This window comes from Streptomyces sp. NPDC050145 (genome assembly GCF_044460245.1).
Taxonomy (GTDB): domain Bacteria; phylum Actinomycetota; class Actinomycetes; order Streptomycetales; family Streptomycetaceae; genus Streptomyces.
The window spans coordinates 327,292-349,156 of sequence record NZ_JBITJS010000002.1 but is presented as its reverse complement, the minus strand read 5'-3'; the positions used below and the strand labels follow the sequence as shown (position 1 = coordinate 349,156).

Here is a 21,865-nt window from a genome sequence, read left to right as displayed (position 1 = left end):
CCACCCACGACCCCCGGCCGTCCGCGCAGTAAAACACCGCGCGGGCGGCCGCCCCGTGTCGGATACGATTTCTGGATTCAGCGGACGGCGAGCAGCACCCCACATCCGCCCCCGCGCACCACATCGTCACGACTTGGGAGCAGCCCCCGATGGCTCGACACCTCATCACCAGCGCCCTTCCGTACATCAACGGGATCAAGCACCTGGGCAACATGGTGGGGTCCATGCTCCCGGCCGACGTGTACTCCCGTTACCTGCGCCAGCGCGGCCACGAGGTCCTGTACATCTGCGCGACGGACGAGCACGGCACCCCGGCCGAGCTGGCCGCGAAGGAGCGGGGCATCCCGGTCGCGGAGTTCTGCGCGCAGGCGCACGACGCGCAGAAGGCGGTCTACGACGGGTTCGCGCTCGCCTTCGACCACTTCGGCCGCTCGTCCTCGCCGCAGAACGCGGAGATCACCCAGCACTTCGCCCGCAAGCTGAACGAGAACGGGTTCATCGAGGAGCGTGCGATCCGGCAGGTGTACTCGCCCGCCGACGGCCGCTTCCTCCCGGACCGCTACGTCGAGGGCACCTGCCCCCACTGCGGCTACGACAAGGCCCGCGGCGACCAGTGCGAGAACTGCACGCGCGTCCTGGACCCGACCGACCTGATCAACCCGCGCTCGGCGATCTCCGGCTCCACCGACCTGGAGATCCGCGAGACGAAGCACCTCTTCCTGCTCCAGTCGAAGCTGCAGGTCGAGGTCGAGGCCTGGATCGACGAGGTCGCCGGCGAGTGGCCGCACCTGGCGTCCTCCATCGCCCGCAAGTGGCTGACCGAGGGCCTCAACGACCGCGCGATCACCCGTGACCTGGACTGGGGCGTCCCCGTCCCGGCCGACACCTGGCCGGAGCTGGCCGCCGAGGGCAAGGTCTTCTACGTCTGGTTCGACGCCCCGATCGAGTACATCGGCTCGACGAAGGAGTGGGCGGACGAGGACCCGGAGAACCGGGACTGGAAGTCCTGGTGGTACGAGCCCGAGGGCGCCGCCGACGTCCGGTACACGGAGTTCATGGCGAAGGACAACGTCCCGTTCCACTCGGTGATGTTCCCGGCGACGGAGATGGGCGTCCGTGAGCCGTGGAAGAAGGTCGACTACCTGAAGTCCTTCAACTGGCTGACGTACTACGGCGGCAAGTTCTCCACCTCGCAGAAGCGCGGCGTCTTCACCGACCAGGCGCTCGACATCCTCCCGGCCGACTACTGGCGCTACTTCCTGATCGCCAACGCCCCGGAGTCCGACGACTCGTCGTTCACCTGGGAGCACTTCACGGCGACGGTGAACAAGGACCTGGCCGACACCCTCGGCAACTTCGTCAACCGCGTCCTGTCCTTCTCCAAGAAGCGCTTCGGCGAGGAGGTCCCGGCGGGCGGTGAGCCCGGCGAGGCCGAGGCGAACCTGGGCGCGGAGATCTCCCGGCTGCTCGCCGAGTACGAGGAGCAGATGGAGGCCCTCCAGTTCCGCAAGGCCGCGGCGGCGCTGCGCGCCCTGTGGTCGGCGGGCAACTCCTACCTGGAGGAGAAGGCCCCCTGGCTGGAGATCAAGACCGACAAGGACGGCGCGGCCCTCACCCTGCGCACCGCGATGAACCTCATCCACCTCTACTCGGTGGTCTCCGAGCCGTTCATCCCGTCCTCCGCCGCCGCGATGCGCGCCGCGTTCGCCCTCCCGGGCGACGAGGCCCGTACGTGGATCTCCGCCGAGGAGGCGACGGCGCTGACGACGGTCCCCGCCGGCACCCCCTTCACCGTCCCGCCGGTCCTCTTCGCCAAGATCACCGACGAGGACCTGGAGTCCTACAAGGAGCGCTTCGGCGGCGAACCGACCGCGTAAGCAACAGCCGCTCAGCACGAAGGGCCCGGAACCAGTCGGTTCCGGGCCCTTCGTGTGTGCGGTGCGTCCGCGCGGTGCGCTACTTCTTCTCGACCGGCTTGCGGAGCTGGATGTTCAGCTCGCGCAGGCGCGCCTCGTCCAGCTCGGTCGGGGCGCCCATGAGGAGGTCCTGGGCGTTGCCGTTCAGCGGGAAGGCGATCGTCTCGCGAATGTTCGGCTCGTCGGCGAGGAGCATCACGATGCGGTCGACGCCCGGGGCGATGCCGCCGTGCGGCGGGGCGCCGTACTCGAACGCGCGGAGCATGCCGGCGAACTCGCTCTGCACGGTCTCCTTGGAGTAACCGGCGATCTCGAACGCCTTGAACATGATCTCGGGCTCGTGGTTCCGGATCGCGCCGGAGGACAGCTCGATGCCGTTGCACACGATGTCGTACTGCCAGCCGAGGACGTCCAGCGGGTCCTGGGTCTCCAGGGCCTCGAGGCCGCCCTGCGGCATGGAGAACGGGTTGTGCGAGAAGTCGATCTTGCCCGTCTCCTCGTCCTTCTCGTACATCGGGAAGTCGACGATCCACGCGAAGCGGAAGACGCCCTCCTCGAAGTGGCCGGCGCGCTTGGCGGCCTCGACGCGGACCGCGCCCATGATCTTGGAGACCTCGTCGAACTCGCCCGCGCCGAAGAACACGGCGTGACCGTGGACCAGGCCGAGGCGCTCGGTGAGGACCTTCGCGTTCTCCTCCGTGAGGAACTTCGCGATCGGGCCCTGGAAGGAGCCGTCCTCGCCGACGCGGATCCAGGCGAGGCCCTTGGCGCCGTGCTCGACCGCGTAGTCACCCAGGCCGTCGAAGAACTTGCGGGACTGCGAGGCGGTGTCCGGGACGGCCAGCGCGCGCACGTGCTTGCCGGCGAACGCCTTGAACTCCGAGCCCTCGAACACGTCGGAGATGTCGACCAGCTCGAGCTTGGCGCGCAGGTCCGGCTTGTCGTTGCCGTACTTCAGCATCGACTCGCGGAACGGGATGCGCGGGAACGGCGAGGTGACCTCACGGCCGCCGCCGAACTCGGTGAACAGCTCCGTCATGAGCTTCTCGATGGGCTGGAAGACGTCTTCCTGCTCCACGAAGCTCATCTCGACGTCGAGCTGGTAGAACTCGCCCGGCGAGCGGTCCGCGCGCGCGTCCTCGTCACGGAAGCACGGCGCGATCTGGAAGTAGCGGTCGAAGCCCGAGATCATCAGCAGCTGCTTGAACTGCTGCGGGGCCTGCGGCAGCGCGTAGAACTTGCCCGGGTTCAGACGGGACGGGACGACGAAGTCGCGGGCGCCCTCGGGGGAGGTCGCGGCGAGGATCGGCGTCGCCATCTCGTTGAAGCCGAGGGCGACCATCTTCGAGCGGATCGAGGCGATCACGGCCGAGCGCAGCATGATGTTCTTGTGCATGCGCTCGCGGCGCAGGTCGAGGAAGCGGTACTCCAGGCGCCGCTCCTCGTTCACGCCGTCGTCCGCGTTGATCGTGAACGGGATCTGCTGGGCCGCGCCGAGCACCTCGACCTCACTGGCCTCGATCTCGATCTCGCCCGTCGACAGCTCCGCGTTGACGTTGTCGGCGCCGCGGGAGACGACCTTGCCGTCGACGCGGACGACCGTCTCCTTGGTCAGCTTGTCGAGGACCTCGGCGGCCTTCGTGCCCGGACGGGCCACGAGCTGCGTGATGCCGTAGTGGTCGCGCAGATCGATGAAGAGGATGCCGCCCAGGTCTCGGCGATTGTGCAGCCAGCCGCTCAGCCGGACGTCGCTGCCGACGTCAGAGGCGCGGAGCTCGCCGCAGGTGTGGGACCTGTACCGATGCATCGTCGTTCATCCAGCCTTTGCGATTCGGGATCTCCCGGGGTCACGACCCGGATCTCCCAAGGGTACCGGCCGCGTAGTGATCGGTTTCCGAATACTCCCGCCGTGCCCGCGGCGCCCGTCCGCGCGGGCACTCTCGGTGGCAGTGTGCGATCTCCTCTTCTTACAGTGGGGCCATGAGCACTGGTGAGCCCCTCCCGCCGGTGGAGGACGTCCTCGCCGCTCTCGCGACCGGCCTGTGGCGGTGGGACAACCGGGCCGGCCTCGTCACGTTCGACGCGGAGGCCGCCCGGCTCATCGGAGTGCCCTCGCCCGACGGCAAGCCCGTCACCCTCACGGAGGCCGGTGCCCGCGCCTGTTTCCACCCGGTCGACTGGAACGAGATCGACGGCGTCGTCCGCCTCGCCGTCGCCGAGGGCACGCTCGCCGAGGCCCGCCTGCGGATCATGGACGAGCAGGGCCACGTCCTGCGTACGGTGCGCAGCCGCTCCCGCCCCGTCGTCCACGGCGACGACCCCGGCTCCTACGAGCTGATCGGCACCCTCCAGGAGGTCTCCGACCAGAGCCCCGGCGCTGCCTCCCGCACCCCCGTCACCGGCGACTGGCGCCGCTCCCGCGAGGCGTTCCTGCTCGACGCGGGGCGCGCCCTCGCGGAGGCCGGTTCGACGGCGGAGGTGCTGCGGGTCGCCGCCGGTCTGTCCATGCCCGGGTTCTCGCCCAGCGGCCTGGCCGTGTTCGGCGTCGCGGGCGAGCGGCTCACCGTCATCGGCCACCACGGGCAGCAGGCGGGCGACGAGGGGCCCTTCACCGACATGGACCTGGCGACGGACTATCCGGCCGCCGAGGTCGTACGCTCCGGCCGCGCCGTCTACCTGTCCTCGCCCGAGGACTACCGCGACCGCTACCCCGCCGCCTGGCCGCTCGCCGCGCCGTTCCAGCGGCAGTCCTGGGCGTTCCTGCCGCTGGTCGTGGCGGGCCGCACCATCGGCGCGTGGATGGCGGGCTTCGCCTACCGGGTGTCGTTCACCCCGGACGAGCGCTCCGTCCTCACCACCGTCGCCCGCATGCTGGCGCAGGCCCTGTCCCGGGCCGGGGTCGCCGAGTCCGAGCGGGAGCTCACCGACGGCCTCCAGAAGTCGATGCTGCCGACCCTCGGCCCCGAGATACCCGGCATGAGCATCACCGCCCGCTACGTCCCGACCGGCGGCGGCCTCCAGGTCGGCGGCGACTGGTACGACATGATCCCGCTGCCCGGCGACCGCATCGCCCTGGTCATCGGCGACGTACAGGGCCACGACGTGCGCGCGGCCGGACTGATGGGCCAGCTCCGCGTCGCCCTGCGCGCCTACGCCGCCGAGGGACACCACGCCGACGCCGTCCTCTCCCGCGCCTCCCGCTTCCTGTCCGGGGTCGGGGACGCGGCCCGCTCGGAGAACGAGGACCCGCGCTTCGCGACCTGCCTCTACATCGAGGCCGACCCCGCGACCGGCGTCCTGGAGGTCGCCCGCGCGGGCCACCCCGAGCCGGCGATCCGCACCGCCGACGGCACCGTCCTGATCCGGCCCACCGCCGGCGGCCTGCCCCTCGGCATCGACCCGGACGCCGACTACCCCACCTCCCGGCTCGTCCTCGAGCCCGGCGAGACGCTGCTGATCTGCACCGACGGGCTGATAGAGACCGGCGGCCACGACCTGGACACCGGCTGGTCCCGGGTCCGCGAGGCACTGGAGTCGGGCCCCGCCGAACACCTGGAGGAGCTGGCCGACACCCTCGTCCAGGCCGTGCTCGGCCCCGCCTCGCACTACACGACGGGCCCCCTCGCCGACCGCCGCGAGGACGACATCGCACTGCTCCTGCTGCGCCGCACAGCCGAGGTGACCCTGCCGGTCCCGGTCCGGCGCACCGCGATGACCATCGCCCAGGCCGAGCCCGAGCGGATCTCCGCCGCCCGCCAGCAGCTGCGCGAGCTGCTGCACGACTGGTCCGACGAGGACCAGGTCGACTCGGCGGTCCTGATGGTCTCCGAGATGGTGACGAACGTCCTGGTCCACACCGACGGCGACGCTCTGCTGGTCGCCGCGGTCAGCGGCGGCACCGGGGGAGGCCCGCGCCGCCTGCGCGTCGAGGTCGCGGACAGCTCCGACGACCTCCCCCACAAGCGCCGCCCCGGCGAACTGGCCTCGTCCGGCCGCGGCCTCGTCCTGATGGAACTTCTCGCCTCCCGCTGGGGCGTCGACCCGCGCGGCGAGGGCAAGTGCATCTGGTTCGAGCTGTACGAGTCGCCCGCTTCCTAGGCAGTGGGCTCCGGGGGCGTTGTTTCACGTGAAACGGCGGTCGTGCCGCCGGAGCCGTACCGGCCCCGCAACTCGCTCAGGATGCCGAACGCTGCCGCCGTGAGGGGTACCGCCAGGAGCATGCCGAGGATTCCGGCGACCGAGGCGCCCGAGGTGATGGCGAGGAGGACGACCGCGGGATGCATCTGCACCGTCCGCGACTGGATCATCGGCTGGAGGACGTGCCCCTCCAGGACCTGCACGGCGAGGACGACACCCAGCGCCCAGAGCGCGATGACGAAGCCGCGGTCGGCGAGGGCGACGAGGATGGCGACGGCGCCGGAGATGAACGCGCCGAGGTAGGGGATGTACGCGCCGACGAAGACGAGCGCCGCGAGCCCGACCGCGCCGGGCACCCGCAGGATCAGCAGGCCGATGCCGATGCAGAACGCGTCGATGAGGGCGATGACGGTCGTGCCGCGCATGAACCCCGAGATCGCGGCGAAGGCGCGCCGCGCGATGGCCTCCAGGGTCTCGCCGCCGGCGCCGGGCGCGGCCTGGCGCAGCGCGACGCGGAAGCGTCCGGCGTCGCGCAGGAAGAAGAAGCAGAGCAGCAGGGCGAGCACGGCCATGGCGGCGATCTCCCCGGCCACGCTGAGCCCGCTGATCACCCCGGACGCGGCGGAACCCCCGTACTTCTTGATGAGGTCCTGGGCGTTGTCGGCGAGGTGGTCGAGATCGAGCGCGCCGGTGCCGAACTTGTCGGAGAGGTCGCGGGCGGCCTGCTTCACGGAGGCGATGATCTGGTCACCGGTGTCGATGAGCGCGGCGACCACGATGTATCCGGCGCCGCCGACCACCACGAGGATCAGCGCGCAGGTGAGCCCCGCCGCGAGCGACTGCTGCACCTTGGCCTTGCGCAGGGCGAGGTAGACGGGCCGCAGCAGGGCGGTGCCGAGCAGCGCGAGCAGCACCGGCACGACGGCCGTGCGCAGTTCGACGCAGAGCCAGATCCCGACCCAGGCGACCCCGGTGACGAGCAGGGCCACCGCGCACCAGGCGGCGACGCGGCGGGCGGGGCGGGGGAGAAGTTCGCTGTCGGCCTTCACCCGACCAGTTCATCACGGCCCGTCTGCGGGCCACCTGCCGGGCGGGGCCGCGCGGGTGACGATCCGTCACGTCGCGGGCCCCGCCGGTCCGGTCAGGTGTGGGGCAGGCGCTCGGCGGAGGGGATGACGCCCAGGCGGCCGGCCTGGAAGTCGTCGAAGGCCTGCTGGAGTTCGGCCTTGGTGTTCATCACGAAGGGGCCGTAGTGGGCCATGGGCTCACGGATCGGCTGCCCGCCGAGGATGACCACCTCGAGGTCCGGGGTGTTCGAGTCCTGGGACTCGTCGGCCCGCACGGTCAGCGAGCCGCCGGCGCCGAAGACGGCGGTCTGGCCCATGTGGACCGGGCGGCGGTCGGTGCCGACGGTGCCGCGGCCGGCGAGCACGTAGACGAGGCCGTTGTAGTCCTCGCGCCACGGCAGGGTGGCCTCGGCGCCGGGGCGGACGGTGGCGTGCACCATCGTGATCGGCGTGTGCGTGATGCCCGGGCCCTCGTGGCCGTCGAGCTCACCGGCGATGACGCGGAGCAGCGCGCCGCCGTCGGCGGTGGTGAGCAGCTTGACCTGGCCGCCGCGGATGTCCTGGTAGCGCGGGTCCTTCATCTTGTCCTTGGCGGGCAGGTTCACCCACAGCTGGAGGCCGTGGAAGAGGCCGCCGGACATGACGAGGGACTCCGGCGGCGCCTCGATGTGCAGCAGGCCGGAGCCCGCCGTCATCCACTGGGTGTCGCCGTCGGTGATGGTGCCGCCGCCGCCGTGCGAGTCCTGGTGGACGAACGTTCCGTCCAGCAGGTACGTCACGGTCTCGAAGCCGCGGTGCGGGTGCCACGGGGTGCCCTTCGGCTCTCCGGGTGCGTACTCCACCTCGCCCATCTGGTCCATCATGATGAACGGGTCGAGGTACTTGTAGTTGATCCCGGCGAACGCGCGGCGCACCGGGAATCCCTCCCCCTCGAAGCCGCCCGGTGCGGTCGTCACGGCGAGCACGGGGCGCGCCACGGCTTCCGCCGGAGCTTCCACTCGGGGCAGGGTCAGCGGGTTCTCGACGGTCACAGCGGGCATTTTGGAGACCTCCTGGCTTCCTCGTACCTCGACTTTAGTTGAACGTAGAACTTTCTGCCACCTGGAACGCGAAAACGCCCGGAGGAAATTCCTCCGGGCGCCAGAAACGGGACGCAGGGGCTGCTAGCCGTACATACGGCGCATCGCGAAGTCGACCATCTGTTCGACCGCCTTCGCGTCGAAGACCATGCGGTGCTCGCCCTCCATGTCGAGGACGAAGCCGTAGCCGGTCGGCAGCAGGTCGATGACCTCGGCGCCGGTGATCACGAAGTACTTGGACTCCTTGCCCGCGTACGTCCGCAGCTCCTTGAGCGAGGTGAACATCGGGATCACGGGCTGCTGGGTGTTGTGCAGTGCGAGGAAGCCCGGGTTGTCGCCGCGCGGGCAGTAGACCTTCGACGAGGCGAAGATCTGCTGGAAGTCCTCCGCCGACATCGAGCCGGTCGTGAACGCGCGGACCGCGTCGGCGAGCGACGGCGGCGACGGCTCCGGATACAGCGGCGGGGCCTGCTGCCCGTAACCGCCCTGCTGCGGGGGCGCGTACTGCTGCCCGGCGCCCGGGGTCTGGTCGTAGCCGTACATGGACGCAAGACTACCGAGCCCCGCAAGCGCGGGGCCGAGTTCGTCACAGTTGGCCCGCTGGGGGTTGATTCTTATTACCGACGGGTAGCATTGTGGTGGTTACTAGTTGGTACGCGTACGAGGAAGGTCCGCGGGACACCGCCGGACGACCCGCCTCCCAAGCCTTTACGGAGCCGTCGCCATGGGGCACTACAAGTCGAATCTCCGCGACATCGAGTTCAACCTCTTCGAGGTGCTCGGCCGCGACAAGCTGTACGGCACCGGCCCGTTCGGTGAGATGGACGTCGACACCGCCAAGAGCATCCTCGACGAGGTGGCGCGCCTCTCCGAGAACGACCTGGCCGAGTCCTTCACCGACGCGGACCGCAACCCTCCGGTCTTCGACCCCGAGACGAACACCGCGCCCGTCCCGGCCAGCTTCAAGAAGTCCTACAAGGCCTTCATGGACTCCGAGTACTGGCGCCTGGGCCTGCCCGAGGAGATCGGCGGCACCACCGCGCCGCGCTCCCTCATCTGGGCCCACGCCGAGCTGATCCTGGGCGCCAACCCGGCGATCTGGATGTACTCCTCCGGTCCCGCGTTCGCCGGCATCCTCTTCGAGGAGGGCAACGAGCGGCAGAAGAAGGCCGCCGAGATCGCCGTCGAGAAGCAGTGGGGCTCGACGATGGTCCTGACCGAGCCGGACGCCGGTTCGGACGTGGGCGCCGGCCGCACCAAGGCCGTGCAGCAGGAGGACGGCTCCTGGCACATCGAGGGCGTGAAGCGCTTCATCACGTCCGGTGAGCACGACATGTCGGAGAACATCCTCCACTACGTCCTCGCCCGCCCCGAGGGCCACGGCCCCGGCACCAAGGGCCTGTCCCTCTTCCTCGTCCCGAAGTTCGAGTTCGACTGGGAGACCGGCGAGCTGGGCGAGCGCAACGGCGTGTACGCGACCAACGTCGAGCACAAGATGGGCCTCAAGGCCTCCAACACGTGCGAGATGACCTTCGGCGACCAGCACCCCGCCAAGGGCTGGCTGATCGGCGACAAGCACGAGGGCATCCGCCAGATGTTCCGCATCATCGAGTTCGCTCGCATGATGGTCGGCACGAAGGCGATCTCGACCCTGTCGACCGGTTACCTGAACGCGCTGGAGTACGCCAAGGAGCGCGTCCAGGGCCCCGACCTGGCCCAGTTCATGGACAAGGCCGCGCCCAAGGTCACCATCACGCACCACCCCGACGTGCGCCGCTCGCTGCTCACGCAGAAGGCGTACGCCGAGGGCATGCGCTCGCTGGTGCTCTACACGGCCTCCGTGCAGGACGAGATCCAGGTCAAGGAGGCCGCCGGCGAGGACGCCTCCGCCTCGCACGCGCTCAACGACCTGCTCCTGCCGATCGTCAAGGGCTACGGCTCCGAGAAGGGCTACGAGCAGCTCGCCCAGTCGCTGCAGACCTTCGGCGGCTCCGGCTTCCTGCAGGAGTACCCGATCGAGCAGTACATCCGTGACTCGAAGATCGACACCCTGTACGAGGGCACGACCGCGATCCAGGGCCAGGACTTCTTCTTCCGGAAGATCGTCCGCAACCAGGGTGCCGCGCTGAACGGTCTCGCCGAGGAGATCAAGAAGTTCCTCGCGGTCGAGACGGGCGGCGAGGAGCTCACCGGGGCCCGCGAGTCGCTGGCCAAGGCGGCCGTCGAGCTCGAGGCCATCGTCGGCGTCATGCTGACCGACCTCGCGGCCACGGAGCAGGACCCCAAGAACATCTACAAGGTGGGCCTGAACACGACCCGGCTGCTCATGGCCTCCGGTGACGTGGTCGTCGGCTACCTGCTGCTCAAGGGCGCTGCCGTCGCAGCGGAGGCCCTCGCGGGTGGTGCGGCCGCCAAGGACGTGCCCTTCTACCAGGGCAAGATCGCCGCGGCGAAGTTCTTCGCGGCGAATGTTCTGCCGGGCGTGACGGGTGCGCGCAAGCTGGCGCAGGGCACGAGTGCCTCCGGCCTGGACGTCATGGACCTGGACGAGGCTGCGTTCTAGGCTCCGCCGAACCGGATCACCGGCCCGAGGCCCGTCGCCGCTGCTCAGCTGCGACGGGCCTCGGGTCTTTCGCGTCCGCGTCCGCCTGGTGGCGCTGGTCGGGCGTCTCCCGCCCGGTGGGGCTTCTCGCGCAGTTCCCCGCGCCCCTGGAGATGCGCACTTCGTGCGCCATCTCCATAGGGGGCGGTGACCCGTCGGGGAAATGCTGCGCGCAGCGCATGCATTTCAGGGGCGCGGGGAACTGCGCGACCAGCCCCCACCCACCCGCACCCGCAGGACAAGGGCGCCCGGCAGACGAGTGGGCGGCATGGGTGGGCCAGGGCCTACCCTGACGGCATGCGCACACCCTCCGGCCCCTTCGATCGCGGGCACACCGACGACCTGATGACCTACCTCGCCGCGAGCCCCACCCCGTACCACGCGGTGGCGAACACCGCGGCACGGCTGGAGAAGGCCGGGTTCCAGCAGGTCGCCGAGACCGACGCCTGGGACGGCACGACGGGCGGCAGGTTCGTCGTCCGCGGCGGCGCGATCATCGCCTGGTTCGTCCCGGAGGGCGCCGCCCCCCACACCCCGTTCCGGATCGTCGGCGCGCACACCGACTCCCCGAACCTGCGGGTCAAGCCCCAGCCGGACATGGGCGCCCAGGGCTGGCGCCAGGTCGCCGTCGAGATCTACGGCGGCCCCCTGCTCAACTCCTGGCTCGACCGCGACCTGGGCCTGGCCGGCCGGATCACCCTGCGCGACGGCACCGAGCGCCTGGTGAACGTGGACCGCCCCCTGCTGCGCGTCCCGCAGCTCGCCGTCCACCTCGACCGCTCGGTCACCCCCGAGGGCCTCAAGCTCGACAAGCAGCGCCACATGCAGCCCATCTGGGGCCTGGGCGACGACGTCCACGAGGGCGACCTGCTCGCCTTCCTGGAGGAGGAGAACGGGCTGGAGCGCGGCTCCATCACCGGCTGGGACCTCATGACGTACGCCGTCGAGGCCCCCGCCTACCTGGGCCGCGACCGCGAGCTCCTCGCCGGCCCGCGCATGGACAACCTGCTGTCCGTGCACGCCTGCACGGCCGCGCTCACCGAGGTCAGCAAGCAGGAGGACCTGCCCTACATCCCGGTGCTCGCCGCGTTCGACCACGAGGAGAACGGGTCGCAGTCCGACACCGGTGCCGACGGCCCGCTGCTCGGCGGCGTCCTGGAGCGCTCGGTGTTCGCGCGGGGCGGCTCGTACGAGGACAAGGCGCGGGCCTTCGCCGGCACGATCTGCCTGTCCTCGGACACGGGGCACGCCGTGCACCCCAACTACGCCGAGCGGCACGACCCGACGCACCACCCCCGGGCCAACGGCGGCCCGATCCTCAAGGTGAACGTCAACAACCGCTACGCCACGGACGGCAGCGGCCGCGCCGTGTTCGCGGCGGCCTGCGAGAAGGCCGGCGTGCCGTTCCAGTCGTTCGTGTCCAACAACTCGATGCCGTGCGGCACCACGATCGGCCCGATCACCGCGGCCCGGCACGGCATCAAGACCGTCGACATCGGCGCGGCGATCCTGTCGATGCACAGCGTGCGCGAACTGTGCGGCGCCGACGACCCGTTCCTCCTCGCGAACGCTCTGGTGGCGTTCCTGGAGGGCTGAGCCCCGCGGGTGTGAGAGCCGAGGGGTCCGGGGTACCCGGACCCCTCACGCATGTCCGCGCACACCTCAGGAAGGCGGTTCCCATGAGCTTGGGCGGCTGCATCATCCTCGTGGCCCTCGGGGCGATCCTCGCGTTCGCGACCGACTGGCACATGAAGGGCGTCGACCTCCACCTGGTCGGCTGGATCCTCATGATCGTCGGGCTGATCGGAGTCTTCGTGTTCCGCAGCATCGGCCGCCGCAGGGGCCTGACCCCCACTCAGACCACCGTCATAGAAGACGACCGCAATCCGCGTCTGTAGACGCGTCGCGGGGAGCGACCGGCGCGGCGCTATCGTGGCATGTCAGCGACATCCGCCGCGCCGGGAGTACACGGGAATGAAGTTCCAGCTTCTCGGGCCCGTCTCGGTCCACGGGGGCGCGGGGCCCGTGCCGCTCGGACCCGCCAAGCGGCGCAGTCTGCTGACCGTGCTGCTGCTGCGGTCCCCGGCCGCGGTCTCCGTCGACGCGCTCACCGAGGCGCTGTGGGAGGACGAGCCGCCGCTGCACGCGCGCACCGTCATCCAGGGCCATGTGTCCCGGCTGCGCGCGCTGATCTCCGGGGCGGGCCTGGACGCGTACGACGTCGAACTCAGCACGCAGGCAGGGGCGTACGCGCTGCGGATGCCCGAGACGCTGCTCGACGTCCGGCACTTCGAGGACCTGGTGGTCCTGGCCCGGCGGCGACGCGACCCGGCGGAGGCGGCGTCGATGCTGCGCGAGGCGCTCGCGCTGTGGCGGGGGGACGCGCTGGGCGGCACCGTGGCCACGCCCACGCTGCTCGCCGCCGCGGCCGCCCTGGAGGAGAGCCGGCTGGCGACGGTCGAGCAACTGGCGGCCGCCTACCGGGATCTGGGCAGCCACGAGCGGGCCGTGGCGCTGCTCGGCGTCGAGGCCGCCCGCCACCCGCTGCGCGAACCGCTGATCGCGGCGCAGGTCCGGGCGCTGTACCGGGCGGGCCGCCAGTCGGACGCCCTGGAGCTGTACCACCGCACCCGCAGGGAGCTCGCCGAGTCGCTGGGCGTCGACCCGGGTCCCGTGCTGCGCTCCGCGTACGAGGCGGTCCTCGCCCAGGCCATCCCCGTGGCGCCCCTGTCCGCCGCACAGGCCGTCTCCGTGGCGTCCCCGGCCGCGCCACCGGGCGGCGCCGGCCGGAACCCCGGGACCGCCCCCGACCCGCTGCCCGGCACCCTCCGCGGCTTCCCCGGGCGGGACCGCGAACCCACCCGGGCCGCAGGCGCCACCGCATCACTCGGCACCGGCCCCGCCCCCGCGGCCGCCCCCGACCTGTTGCCCCGCACCCCCCGCGGGTTCCACGGGCGGGATCGCGAACTCACCGGGCTGACCCGGGCCGCGGCCGCCGGTGCCTCGCCCGTCGTCCTGGTCACCGGGCCCGCCGGTGTCGGCAAGACCTCCCTCGCCGTCCACTGGGCGCACGCGCACGCCGGCGCCTATCCCGACGGGCGGCTCTTCGCCGACCTGCTCGGACACAGCGACGCCGAACCGGCCCGGGCCATCGACGTCCTGCGGGAGTTCCTGACCGCGCTCGGGGTGCAGGCGGCCGCCGTGCCGGCCGAGGTCGGGGCCGCGGCGGCGCTGTTCCGGTCCCTGGTCAGGGAGCGGCGGCTGCTCGTCGTGCTCGACAACGCGCGGGACTCCGCGCAGATCCGTCCGCTGCTGCCCGGCGGCGACGCGTGCGCCACCGTCGTCACCAGCCGCGCCCGCCTGGACGCCGTGATGGCCGAGGAGTGCGCGACCCCGCTGCCGGTCACGGTGCTCGACGCGGACGACGCGGCGGGCCTGCTGGCCGCCGCCCTCGGCGGCACCCAGGACCCCGACGCCGTACGGGAGATCGCCCGGCTCTGCGACGGGCTGCCGCTCGCCCTGCGGATCGCCGCGGCCCGGCTGCGGGGCCGGCCCCGCTGGTCCGCCGCCGCCCTGGCCGCCGAACTCGCCGACGAGCACGGCCGGCTCGCCCTGCTGGCCGCGGAGGACACCGGCGTGGCGACCGCCCTGCGCTCCTCCGTCACCCGCCTGGACGCCACCGACGCCGCGCTGCTCGGCGCGCTCGGGCACTCCTTCACCCGGGAGAGCGATGTGTACGCGGCCGCGGCCGCCGCCGGGACCGCGGTCCCCGAGGCCCGCGTCGGCCTCGACCGGCTCGCCGCCGCCCACCTCGTCCAGGAGGCGGGCCCCGACCGGTACACGCTGCACGACCTCGTACGGCTCTACGCCCGCGGGCTGCCCCGCGCCGAGGGGGCCGACGCGGTCACCCGGCGCATGGTCGACCACTGGCTGCGGGCCCAGCACGCCGCCGTGGACGTGTTCGACCCCACCGGCGCGCGGACCGTCGAGCTGCCCGAAGGCTTCGACACGGCGCTGCCCGTGCCCCGGATCGGGGCGCGCGAGGCCGTGTTCGGCTGGTTCCTGCGGGAGCGGGAATCGCTGATGGCCGCGGTCTTCGCCGCCGCCCGGCTCGGCGACGATGACCGCACCTGGCGGCTCGCCGCCCATCTGTGGCCGCTCGTCCACTGGCACCCGCACCCCGGCTGGCAGCTGCCGCTGCGCACGGCGCTCGCCGCCGCCGAGCGGACCGGCAGCGTCCAGGGCATCGGCTGGCTGCGGGCCGTCACCGGCATGCTGTTCGTGGAGACCGGCCAGTTCGCCCGGGCCGAGACCTTCCTGGCCGGAGCGGTGCCGCCGCTGCGCACCTTCGCCCCCGGGGTCTCCTGCCAGATCCTCGTACTGCTCGCCGTCGCCCGCCAGCGGCACGGCGACCCGGCCGGTGTGCTCGACGCGCTCGCGGACGCGGTGCGCGACGCCCGCACGGCCGGCCACCCGATCGCCGCCACCCTGGAGCACTACCACGCCTCCCATGTCGCCCTGGCCCGGCGCGACTTCACGGCGGCCGCCGAGCACACGGCCCGCTGCCTCGCGGCGATCCCCGAGAACGAGATCGCCGGCTGGCGGCCGCTGATCTGGGAGTCGTACGGCATCTCGCTGCACTACGGCGGGCTGCACGAGGAGGCGCGCGAGGCGCTGCTCACAGCGGTCGCCGTCAACGAGGAGGAGGATCTTCCGGCGCGCACGGTGCGCACGCTGACGCGGCTCGGCGACGTCGCCACCGTGCTCGACGAACCGCTCTCGGGAGCCGCGTACCGGGCCAGGGCCGAGCAGCTCCAGAAGTCCCTCACACAGCCGTGACAGGCCCTTCACCTGCGGGGCTGCCGCGTTAGTGGGCTGTTAGTGAAACGTCAGCGGCGGGCGGCAGGGTCGTGACTGTAAACAAACCTGACGATCACGGGGGACCTGCCACCATGCGTATCGCCCTGCGCAAGAACACCGCCTTCGCCGTCGCCGCCGTCGCGGCGCTCGCCTTCTCGCTGACCGCCTGCAACGACGGCGACGGCACCCGGGACAGCGGCGCCGCCGCACCGTCGAACAGCGCGAGCGGCAGCCCCGCGCCCCAGAGCCCGGACTCCGCCGACTCCACCGACGGCAAGCCCGCGGGCGACGGCCAGAGCGACAGCAGCGGCGGCACCAGCGGCGGCGGCACGGGTGACAGCGCCGCCACCGGCAACCCCGCCCCCGACACCGGCGCCAAGGGCGAGTGCGTCAACACCGGGGGCGCCGACGGCTGCTACACCGGCACCCTCAACTACCTGGCCGACCACAAGATGACCGTCGGCGACCAGGAGTTCCTCGTCGAGAACAGCACCCGGATCCTCGGTGCCGCGGCCATCTGCGGCGGCGCCGACGGCTCCGTCACCGCCGACAACAACGCGGGCACCACCCCGTGCACGTACGACCAGCTGGTGACGGCGTCGAAGACGAACAGCGTCACGGTCCGCGTCGTCAAGGACGCGGACGGCGTCGCCGCCACCGTCACCGAGCTCTACCACCCGTAACACCGCCGTACCCTGGGCGCATCGGGTTTTTCGCGGCGTACACAGGGGGGCACAAGCGTGGAGTTCAGGCTGCTCGGCACCGTCGGCGTGGCGACCGGGGGCGGCGAGCTCCCGCTCGGTCCCGCCAAGCGGCGCAGCCTCCTCGCCGCGCTCCTGCTGCGGCCCAACACGGCGGTCCCCCTCGACCAGCTGATCGACGCGTTGTGGCCCGAGGGACCGCCCGCGCGGGCCCGCACCGTCACCCAGGGCCACGTGTCCCGGCTGCGCGCGCTGCTCGCGCAGGGAGGCGCCGACGAGTGGGGCGTACAGCTCGTCACGCGCGGCGACGCGTACGTCCTGGAGATGCCCGAGTCGCTGCTCGACGCCCACCGCTTCGACGAGCTCGTCCGGCTCGCCCACGAGCAGCGCTCCCCCGACGACGCGGCCGCGCTGCTGCGCGAGGCGCTCTCGCTGTGGCGCGGGCCCGCGCTGGTCGGCGTGGCGACGGGCGGCCCGCTGCGGGTCGCCGCCGACGGCCTCGAACAGGCCCGGATCTCGGCCGTCGAGCATCTGGCCCGCACCTACGGCGAGTTCGGCGAGCACGCGCGGGCCGCCGCCCTGCTGCACGCCGAGGCCGTCGCGCACCCCATGCGGGAGTCGCTCGCCGCCGCGCTGATGCGCTCCCTGTACCGGGCGGGCCGCCAGTCCGACGCCATCGACCAGTACCACCGCACCCGCACCCTGCTCGCCGACGAGCTCGGCGTCGACCCCGGCCCCGCGCTGCGCGAGGCCTACGCGGAGATCCTCGCCGGCGACGGCCCCGGCGCCCCGCCCACGCCGCCCAAGCCGCAGCCCGCCCCCGAGCCCGCCGCCCCGGAGCCGGTCCGCGCCACCGCCCCGGACGGGCCCGACCTGCTGCCCCGCCCGCCCCGCGGCTTCGTCGGCCGCGACCGCGAACTCGCCGCGCTCGACGCCGCGGCCGGGCCCGAGCACGCCGTCACCGTCCTCACCGGACCGGCCGGCGTCGGCAAGACCGCCGCCGCGCTGCACTGGGCGCACACCGTCCGCGACCGCTACGACGGCGTCCTCTTCACCGACCTGCGCGGCTTCAGCGACGACGACGGCAGCGGCGACAGCGCCCCCGAGACCGCCGACGTCCTCCGCGAGTTCCTCATCGCCCTCGGCGTGCCCGCCCGGGACCTGCCCGAGACGCCGGGCGCGCTCGCCGCCGCGTACCGCACCCGTACCGAACACCACCGGCACCTCGTCGTCCTCGACAACGCGCGCACCGCCGCCCAGGTCCGCCCGCTGCTCCCGGCCGGGCCCGGCAGCGCCGCCGTCGTCACCTCGCGGCTGCGCCTGGACGGACTCGCCGTCAGCGAACTGGCCCGCACCGTCGCCCTCGGCGTCCTCGACCCCGCCGGGTCCGCCGCCCTGCTCGCCGCCGCGACCGGCGCCGCCGACCGGCTCGCCGCCGAACCGGAGGCCGCCGCCCGCCTCACCGAACTCTGCGCCGGCCTGCCGCTCGCCCTGCGCGTCGTCGCCGCCCGCGTCAACGCCCGCCCCGAGTGGCCCCTGTCCGGCCTCGCCGAGGAACTGGCCGACGAGCAGCGCCGCCTGGCCCTCCTCGACGTCGACGACACCGGCGTCGCCGCCGCGCTCCGGCTCACCCTGCGCGCCCTGCCCGAGGACGCCCGGCTCCTGTTCCACCGCCTCGGCGTGCTGCCGGGCCCCGACCTCGACCGGTACGCGGCCGCCGCCCTCACCGACCGGTCCCCCCAGGAGGCCGCCACCGCCCTGGACCGCCTCGCCGGCGCCCACCTGCTCACCGAGCCCACCCCCGGCCGCTACCTGATGCACGACCTCGTACGGCTCTACGCGCGCGGCCTGGCCCGCGCCGACGACACCGAGGCCACCGACGAGGCCCTCGTCCGGCTCCTCGACCACTACGTGCGCACCGCGCTGCACGCCGCCGCCGTCACCGAGCCCGACGACCGGCCCTGCTGCGTCCTGCCCGCCGACATCCGGCCCGACCTCGGCCGGCCGGCCCTGACCGACCGGACGAGCGGCCTGGCCTGGTACTCCGTCGAGCGCGAGAACCTCGTCGCCGCCGCCGTCGCCGCGCACGCCGCGGGCCACGACGACCGCGCCTGGCGGCTCGCCGTCCTGCAGTGGCCGTACGTCGTCGGCTACGTCCGCGACGACTGGGTGCCGCTCATGGAGCAGGGCCTCGCCGCCGCGCAGCGCCTCGACGACCCGGACGCCGAGTCCCGGATCCGCGCCCTGTACGGCTGGGTGCTCACCGAAGAAGGGCGGCTCGCGCAGGCGATAGAGCAGCTGGAGCGCGCCCCGGAGCTCGCGGCCCGCGCCGGCGACACGTCCAGCGAGGCCACCGCGCTGGTCAACCTGGCGGTCGCCCTGGACAGGGACGGCGGGCCGAGCGCCGCGTCCCTCGCCCACGTCGTACGGGCCGCCGAGCTGGCCCGCGCCACCGACGACATCCTCACCGAACTGCTCGCCCTGGAGCACCGCGCCGGCCAGCTCCTGGCCACCGCCGACCACGCCGCGGTGCTCGACTGCACCGAGCGCGGGCTGGCCCTGCCGGGCGCCTCCGCGGAGGGGCTGGCCCCGCTGCGGCAGATCCTGCTGCGGATCGCGCGCGGCACCGCACTGCACGCCCTGGGCCGCGAAGCGGAAGCTCTCGACTGCCTCCACGAGGCCCGTGACGAAGCGGTGAAGCGGGGCTTCGAGGACGGTATGCGGAAGGCGAAGGCGCAGCTCGAACGGATCGGAAGCGAAACGGCGACGGGGCGATAGCGGGGGAACGACCGGACGGCGACGGCGCCCGGCAGAGTGGTTCTCACAAGGGGCCGACCGGACCAGGCGGCCCCACCGCATACCGGGGGAGCCCCACCATGACCCGCACCATCGCCCGCAACGTCGTCCTCGCCGCCGCTGCCGCCGCCCTGAGCCTCAGCCTCACCGCCTGCAACGGCGACACGGGCGCCAAGGACGAGGGCGCCGCGGAGAACACCGCGTCGAGCTCCTCGGCCGGCTCGGACGCCTCGAAGGACCAGGGCGCGGACGCGGGTTCGACCACCGGTGGCGGCGACTCGGCGCAGGCCTCGGGCGGCGACACCGCGCAGGCCGGCTCCTCGAAGACCGGCAGCAGCACGGGCGGCTCGGGCACGGCCTCCAAGAAGACGCCCGAGTGCAAGGTCGGCTTCCTCACCTACAAGCTGGAGCGCCGCAACCCCGAGCAGCAGGGCGACCACCTGCTGATCACCGCCGAGAGCCGCGCCGCGACGGCCTGCACCGTCAAGGCCTTCCCGGTCATCACCCCCGGCAAGGCCAACGGCGACATCCCGCAGGCCAAGGACGACCAGCAGCCCGCGCAGCCCCTCGTCGTCCAGCCCGGCGGCCGGATCTACTCCGCGATCGCCGTCACCCAGGACGTCAAGGCCGAGGACGACTACTTCACGTCGATCCGCCTGTCCCTGCAGATGAACAACCCCGACGACGCCGAGGTCGAGACGATCCAGACCCCCGGCGAGGTCGAGTACGCGGGCAAGATGGCCGACGGCATCGAGGTCTACTCCTGGAACACGGTCAAGCCGTTCGGCAACTGACCCCGCAGGACCACCGACGCCGCGCGGGGCCGGACCCCCGTCAGCCCCGCGCGGTCTGCTCGTCCAGACCCGCGAGCACCAGCGGCAGCCGGTCCGCCCCGCCCTCGGCCACACGGACCGGCACACCCCAGTCCTGCTGGTGGACGTGGCAGGCCGGGTACTCGTTGGCCGGGTCGTCGTCGCAGGACGCGGCCATCGCCGACACGTGCAGGACGCCCTCCTCGATCTCCGGGTTCAGGACCAGCTCACGGCCCAGCTCGGTGCCCGCGCCGTCGCCCGCGACAAGCAGCTCCGGCGGCGTCGACGAGACGAGCAGCCGGGTCGAGGGCCCGTACCGGATGTCGAGCTTCTGCCCGGCCGGCGCCTGGAAGATGACGTCGAGGCGCAGCTTGCCGCCCGCGATCTCGGTCGCGGCGCGCTGCGTGTGGTGCGCGACCGCGTCCACCCGTACCGCCTCCTCGGGAAGCCGGAGCCGGGTCAGCCGGTGCCGCGCCGACTCCACGACCACGATGTCGTCACCGACCAGGACCGCGTCGCTCGGCTCCCGCAGATCCGTCGCCAGCGTGCTGACCTGGCGCGTCGCCGGGTCGTAGCGGCGCAGCGCGTGGTTGTACGTGTCCGCCACCGCGACCGAGCCGTCGGGCAGCGCGGTGACACCCAGCGGGTGCTGGAACAGTGCCTGCCCCGCGTCCCCGTCCCGGTGCCCGAAGTCGAACAGGCCGGTGCCGACGGCCGTGTGCACGTGCCCGTCCCGGTCCACGTACCGCAGCGCGCTCGTCTCCGCGTCGGCGACCCACAGCCGGTCCTCGGTCGCCGCGAGCCCGGACGGCTGCGCGAACCACGCCTCGTCGCCGGGACCGTCGACGAGCCCCTCGTTCGTCGTCCCGGCCGCGACCGCGACGACGCCCCCGACCGGGTCGTACGTCCACAGCTGGTGCACGCCGGCCATCGCCATCCACACCCGCCCGCCGAACACGGCGACGTCCCACGGCGAGGACAGGTCCACCTCGAGGGCGGGCCCGCTGGTCGGCGACCCCTGCCACCACTGCTTCCCGGTCCCCGCGAGGGTCGTGACCGCACCGCTCTCCAGGTCGACGGCGCGCAGCGCGTGGTTCACGGTGTCGGCGACGACCACGGTCCGCTCGTCGAGCAGCGCCAGCCCCTGCGGCTCGTTGAACGACTCGGGCCCGAAGCCGCGCTCCCCGTTCCCGATCCGCCGCACGACGCTCTCGCCGTCCGCGGCCAGCTCGACCAGCTGGTGCCGGGTCGTGTCGGACACCAGGAAGTTCCCCGACGGCAGCACGAGCGCCTTGCCCGGGAAGCGCAGATCACCGGCGACCGGCTCCGGCGGCACGTACGGCCCGTCGCCGCGCCGCAGCGTCCCCTTCGCCTCGTGCTCGGCCTCCAGCTCCTCGACCAGCTTCTCGATCGCGTGCGCGTGCCCCTCACCGGCGTGCTGCGCGACGACGTACCCCTCGGGGTCGATCACGACGAGCGTCGGCCAGGCCCGCACCGCGTACTGCTTCCAGGTCACGAGCTCCGGGTCGTCGAGCACCGGGTGCTCCACCCCGTACCGCTCGACCGCGTCGACGACCGCCGCGTGCTCGGCCTCGTGCACGAACTTCGGCGAGTGCACGCCGACGATCACGAGCGTGTCCCGGTGCTTCTCCTCCAGCTCCCGCAGCTCGTCGAGCACGTGCAGGCAGTTCACGCAGCAGAAGGTCCAGAAATCGAGGACCAATGTGCGCCCGCGGAAGTCGGCGAGCTTCAGTTCCTTCCCGCCCGTGTTGAGCCAGCCGCCCGCGCCGACCAGTTCGGGAGCGCGGACTCGGGCGCGGCGGGCGGGGACGGGGCTGGGCACCGGGGCAGCATCGTTCATGCTTCAAGCTTGCCACCCGCGCGGAAGCCGGTCA

The 21,865-nt window shown here is 72.6% G+C and carries 14 protein-coding genes; 9 read left to right on the top strand and 5 right to left on the bottom strand.

Annotated elements, in window-relative coordinates; genetic code table 11:
- The first annotated feature begins 149 nt into the window (after positions 1-149).
- Complete coding sequence (gene metG, locus ACIBTU_RS05110) at positions 150-1,877, top strand: methionine--tRNA ligase (protein ID WP_399124500.1); 1,728 nt, start codon at positions 150-152, stop codon at positions 1,875-1,877.
- Between the two features lie 79 nt (positions 1,878-1,956).
- Here metG and aspS read toward each other — a convergent pair whose 3' ends face one another.
- Positions 1,957-3,723 (bottom strand): aspartate--tRNA ligase, encoded by a 1,767-nt coding sequence (aspS, locus tag ACIBTU_RS05105; RefSeq protein WP_399124499.1) that lies wholly within the window; start codon positions 3,721-3,723, stop codon positions 1,957-1,959.
- Positions 3,724-3,896: 173 nt separating this feature from the next.
- Here aspS and ACIBTU_RS05100 point away from each other — a divergent pair, with 173 nt between their 5' ends.
- Positions 3,897-6,014, top strand: coding sequence for a SpoIIE family protein phosphatase (locus ACIBTU_RS05100; RefSeq protein WP_399124498.1), 2,118 nt, complete (start codon positions 3,897-3,899; stop codon positions 6,012-6,014).
- Here the strand turns inward: ACIBTU_RS05100 and ACIBTU_RS05095 are convergent.
- The 3 genes from ACIBTU_RS05095 to ACIBTU_RS05085 form a co-directional block, all read right to left on the bottom strand.
- Positions 6,011-7,102 (bottom strand): AI-2E family transporter, encoded by a 1,092-nt coding sequence (locus ACIBTU_RS05095; RefSeq protein ID WP_399124497.1) that lies wholly within the window; start codon positions 7,100-7,102, stop codon positions 6,011-6,013. The two genes, ACIBTU_RS05100 and ACIBTU_RS05095, sit on opposite strands and share 4 nt — an antisense overlap.
- A 92-nt stretch (positions 7,103-7,194) precedes the next feature.
- Positions 7,195-8,160 (bottom strand): pirin family protein, encoded by a 966-nt coding sequence (locus tag ACIBTU_RS05090; RefSeq protein WP_399124496.1) that lies wholly within the window; start codon positions 8,158-8,160, stop codon positions 7,195-7,197.
- 123 nt (positions 8,161-8,283) lie between these two features.
- Positions 8,284-8,742, bottom strand: a complete 459-nt coding sequence (locus ACIBTU_RS05085) for an SseB family protein (protein ID WP_188338044.1) — start codon at positions 8,740-8,742, stop codon at positions 8,284-8,286.
- A gap of 181 nt (positions 8,743-8,923) precedes the next feature.
- On the opposite strand from ACIBTU_RS05085, the gene ACIBTU_RS05080 reads away from it, so the two are divergent.
- The 7 genes from ACIBTU_RS05080 to ACIBTU_RS05050 all read left to right on the top strand — a co-directional run bounded on the left by ACIBTU_RS05080 (position 8,924) and on the right by ACIBTU_RS05050 (position 19,952).
- The gene (locus ACIBTU_RS05080; RefSeq protein WP_399124495.1) at positions 8,924-10,762 is read left to right on the top strand and encodes an acyl-CoA dehydrogenase; all 1,839 of its coding nucleotides are present in this window, start codon (positions 8,924-8,926) and stop codon (positions 10,760-10,762) included.
- Between the two features lie 336 nt (positions 10,763-11,098).
- Positions 11,099-12,397 carry a M18 family aminopeptidase gene (locus tag ACIBTU_RS05075; RefSeq protein ID WP_399124494.1) on the top strand — a complete coding sequence of 433 codons (1,299 nt, stop codon included), beginning with the start codon at positions 11,099-11,101 and terminating at the stop codon, positions 12,395-12,397.
- Positions 12,398-12,480: 83 nt separating this feature from the next.
- A complete protein-coding gene (locus tag ACIBTU_RS05070; RefSeq protein ID WP_399124493.1) occupies positions 12,481-12,699 on the top strand; it encodes a DUF6458 family protein in 219 nt (72 codons plus the stop codon).
- 76 nt (positions 12,700-12,775) lie between these two features.
- Positions 12,776-15,640, top strand: coding sequence for an AfsR/SARP family transcriptional regulator (locus ACIBTU_RS05065; protein WP_399124492.1), 2,865 nt, complete (start codon positions 12,776-12,778; stop codon positions 15,638-15,640).
- Between the two features lie 113 nt (positions 15,641-15,753).
- Positions 15,754-16,344, top strand: coding sequence for a hypothetical protein (locus ACIBTU_RS05060; protein ID WP_399124491.1), 591 nt, complete (start codon positions 15,754-15,756; stop codon positions 16,342-16,344).
- Between the two features lie 57 nt (positions 16,345-16,401).
- Positions 16,402-19,140: a BTAD domain-containing putative transcriptional regulator gene (locus ACIBTU_RS05055; protein ID WP_399124490.1), complete on the top strand. Its 2,739-nt coding sequence runs from the start codon at positions 16,402-16,404 to the stop codon at positions 19,138-19,140.
- A 98-nt stretch (positions 19,141-19,238) separates the two neighbouring features.
- On the top strand, positions 19,239-19,952 hold the full coding sequence (locus tag ACIBTU_RS05050) for a DUF4232 domain-containing protein (RefSeq protein ID WP_399124489.1): 714 nt from the start codon (positions 19,239-19,241) through the stop codon (positions 19,950-19,952).
- Between the two features lie 40 nt (positions 19,953-19,992).
- On the opposite strand, the gene ACIBTU_RS05045 is transcribed toward ACIBTU_RS05050, so the two are convergent.
- Positions 19,993-21,831, bottom strand: a complete 1,839-nt coding sequence (locus ACIBTU_RS05045) for an NHL domain-containing thioredoxin family protein (RefSeq protein WP_399124488.1) — start codon at positions 21,829-21,831, stop codon at positions 19,993-19,995.
- Positions 21,832-21,865 lie beyond the last annotated feature (34 nt).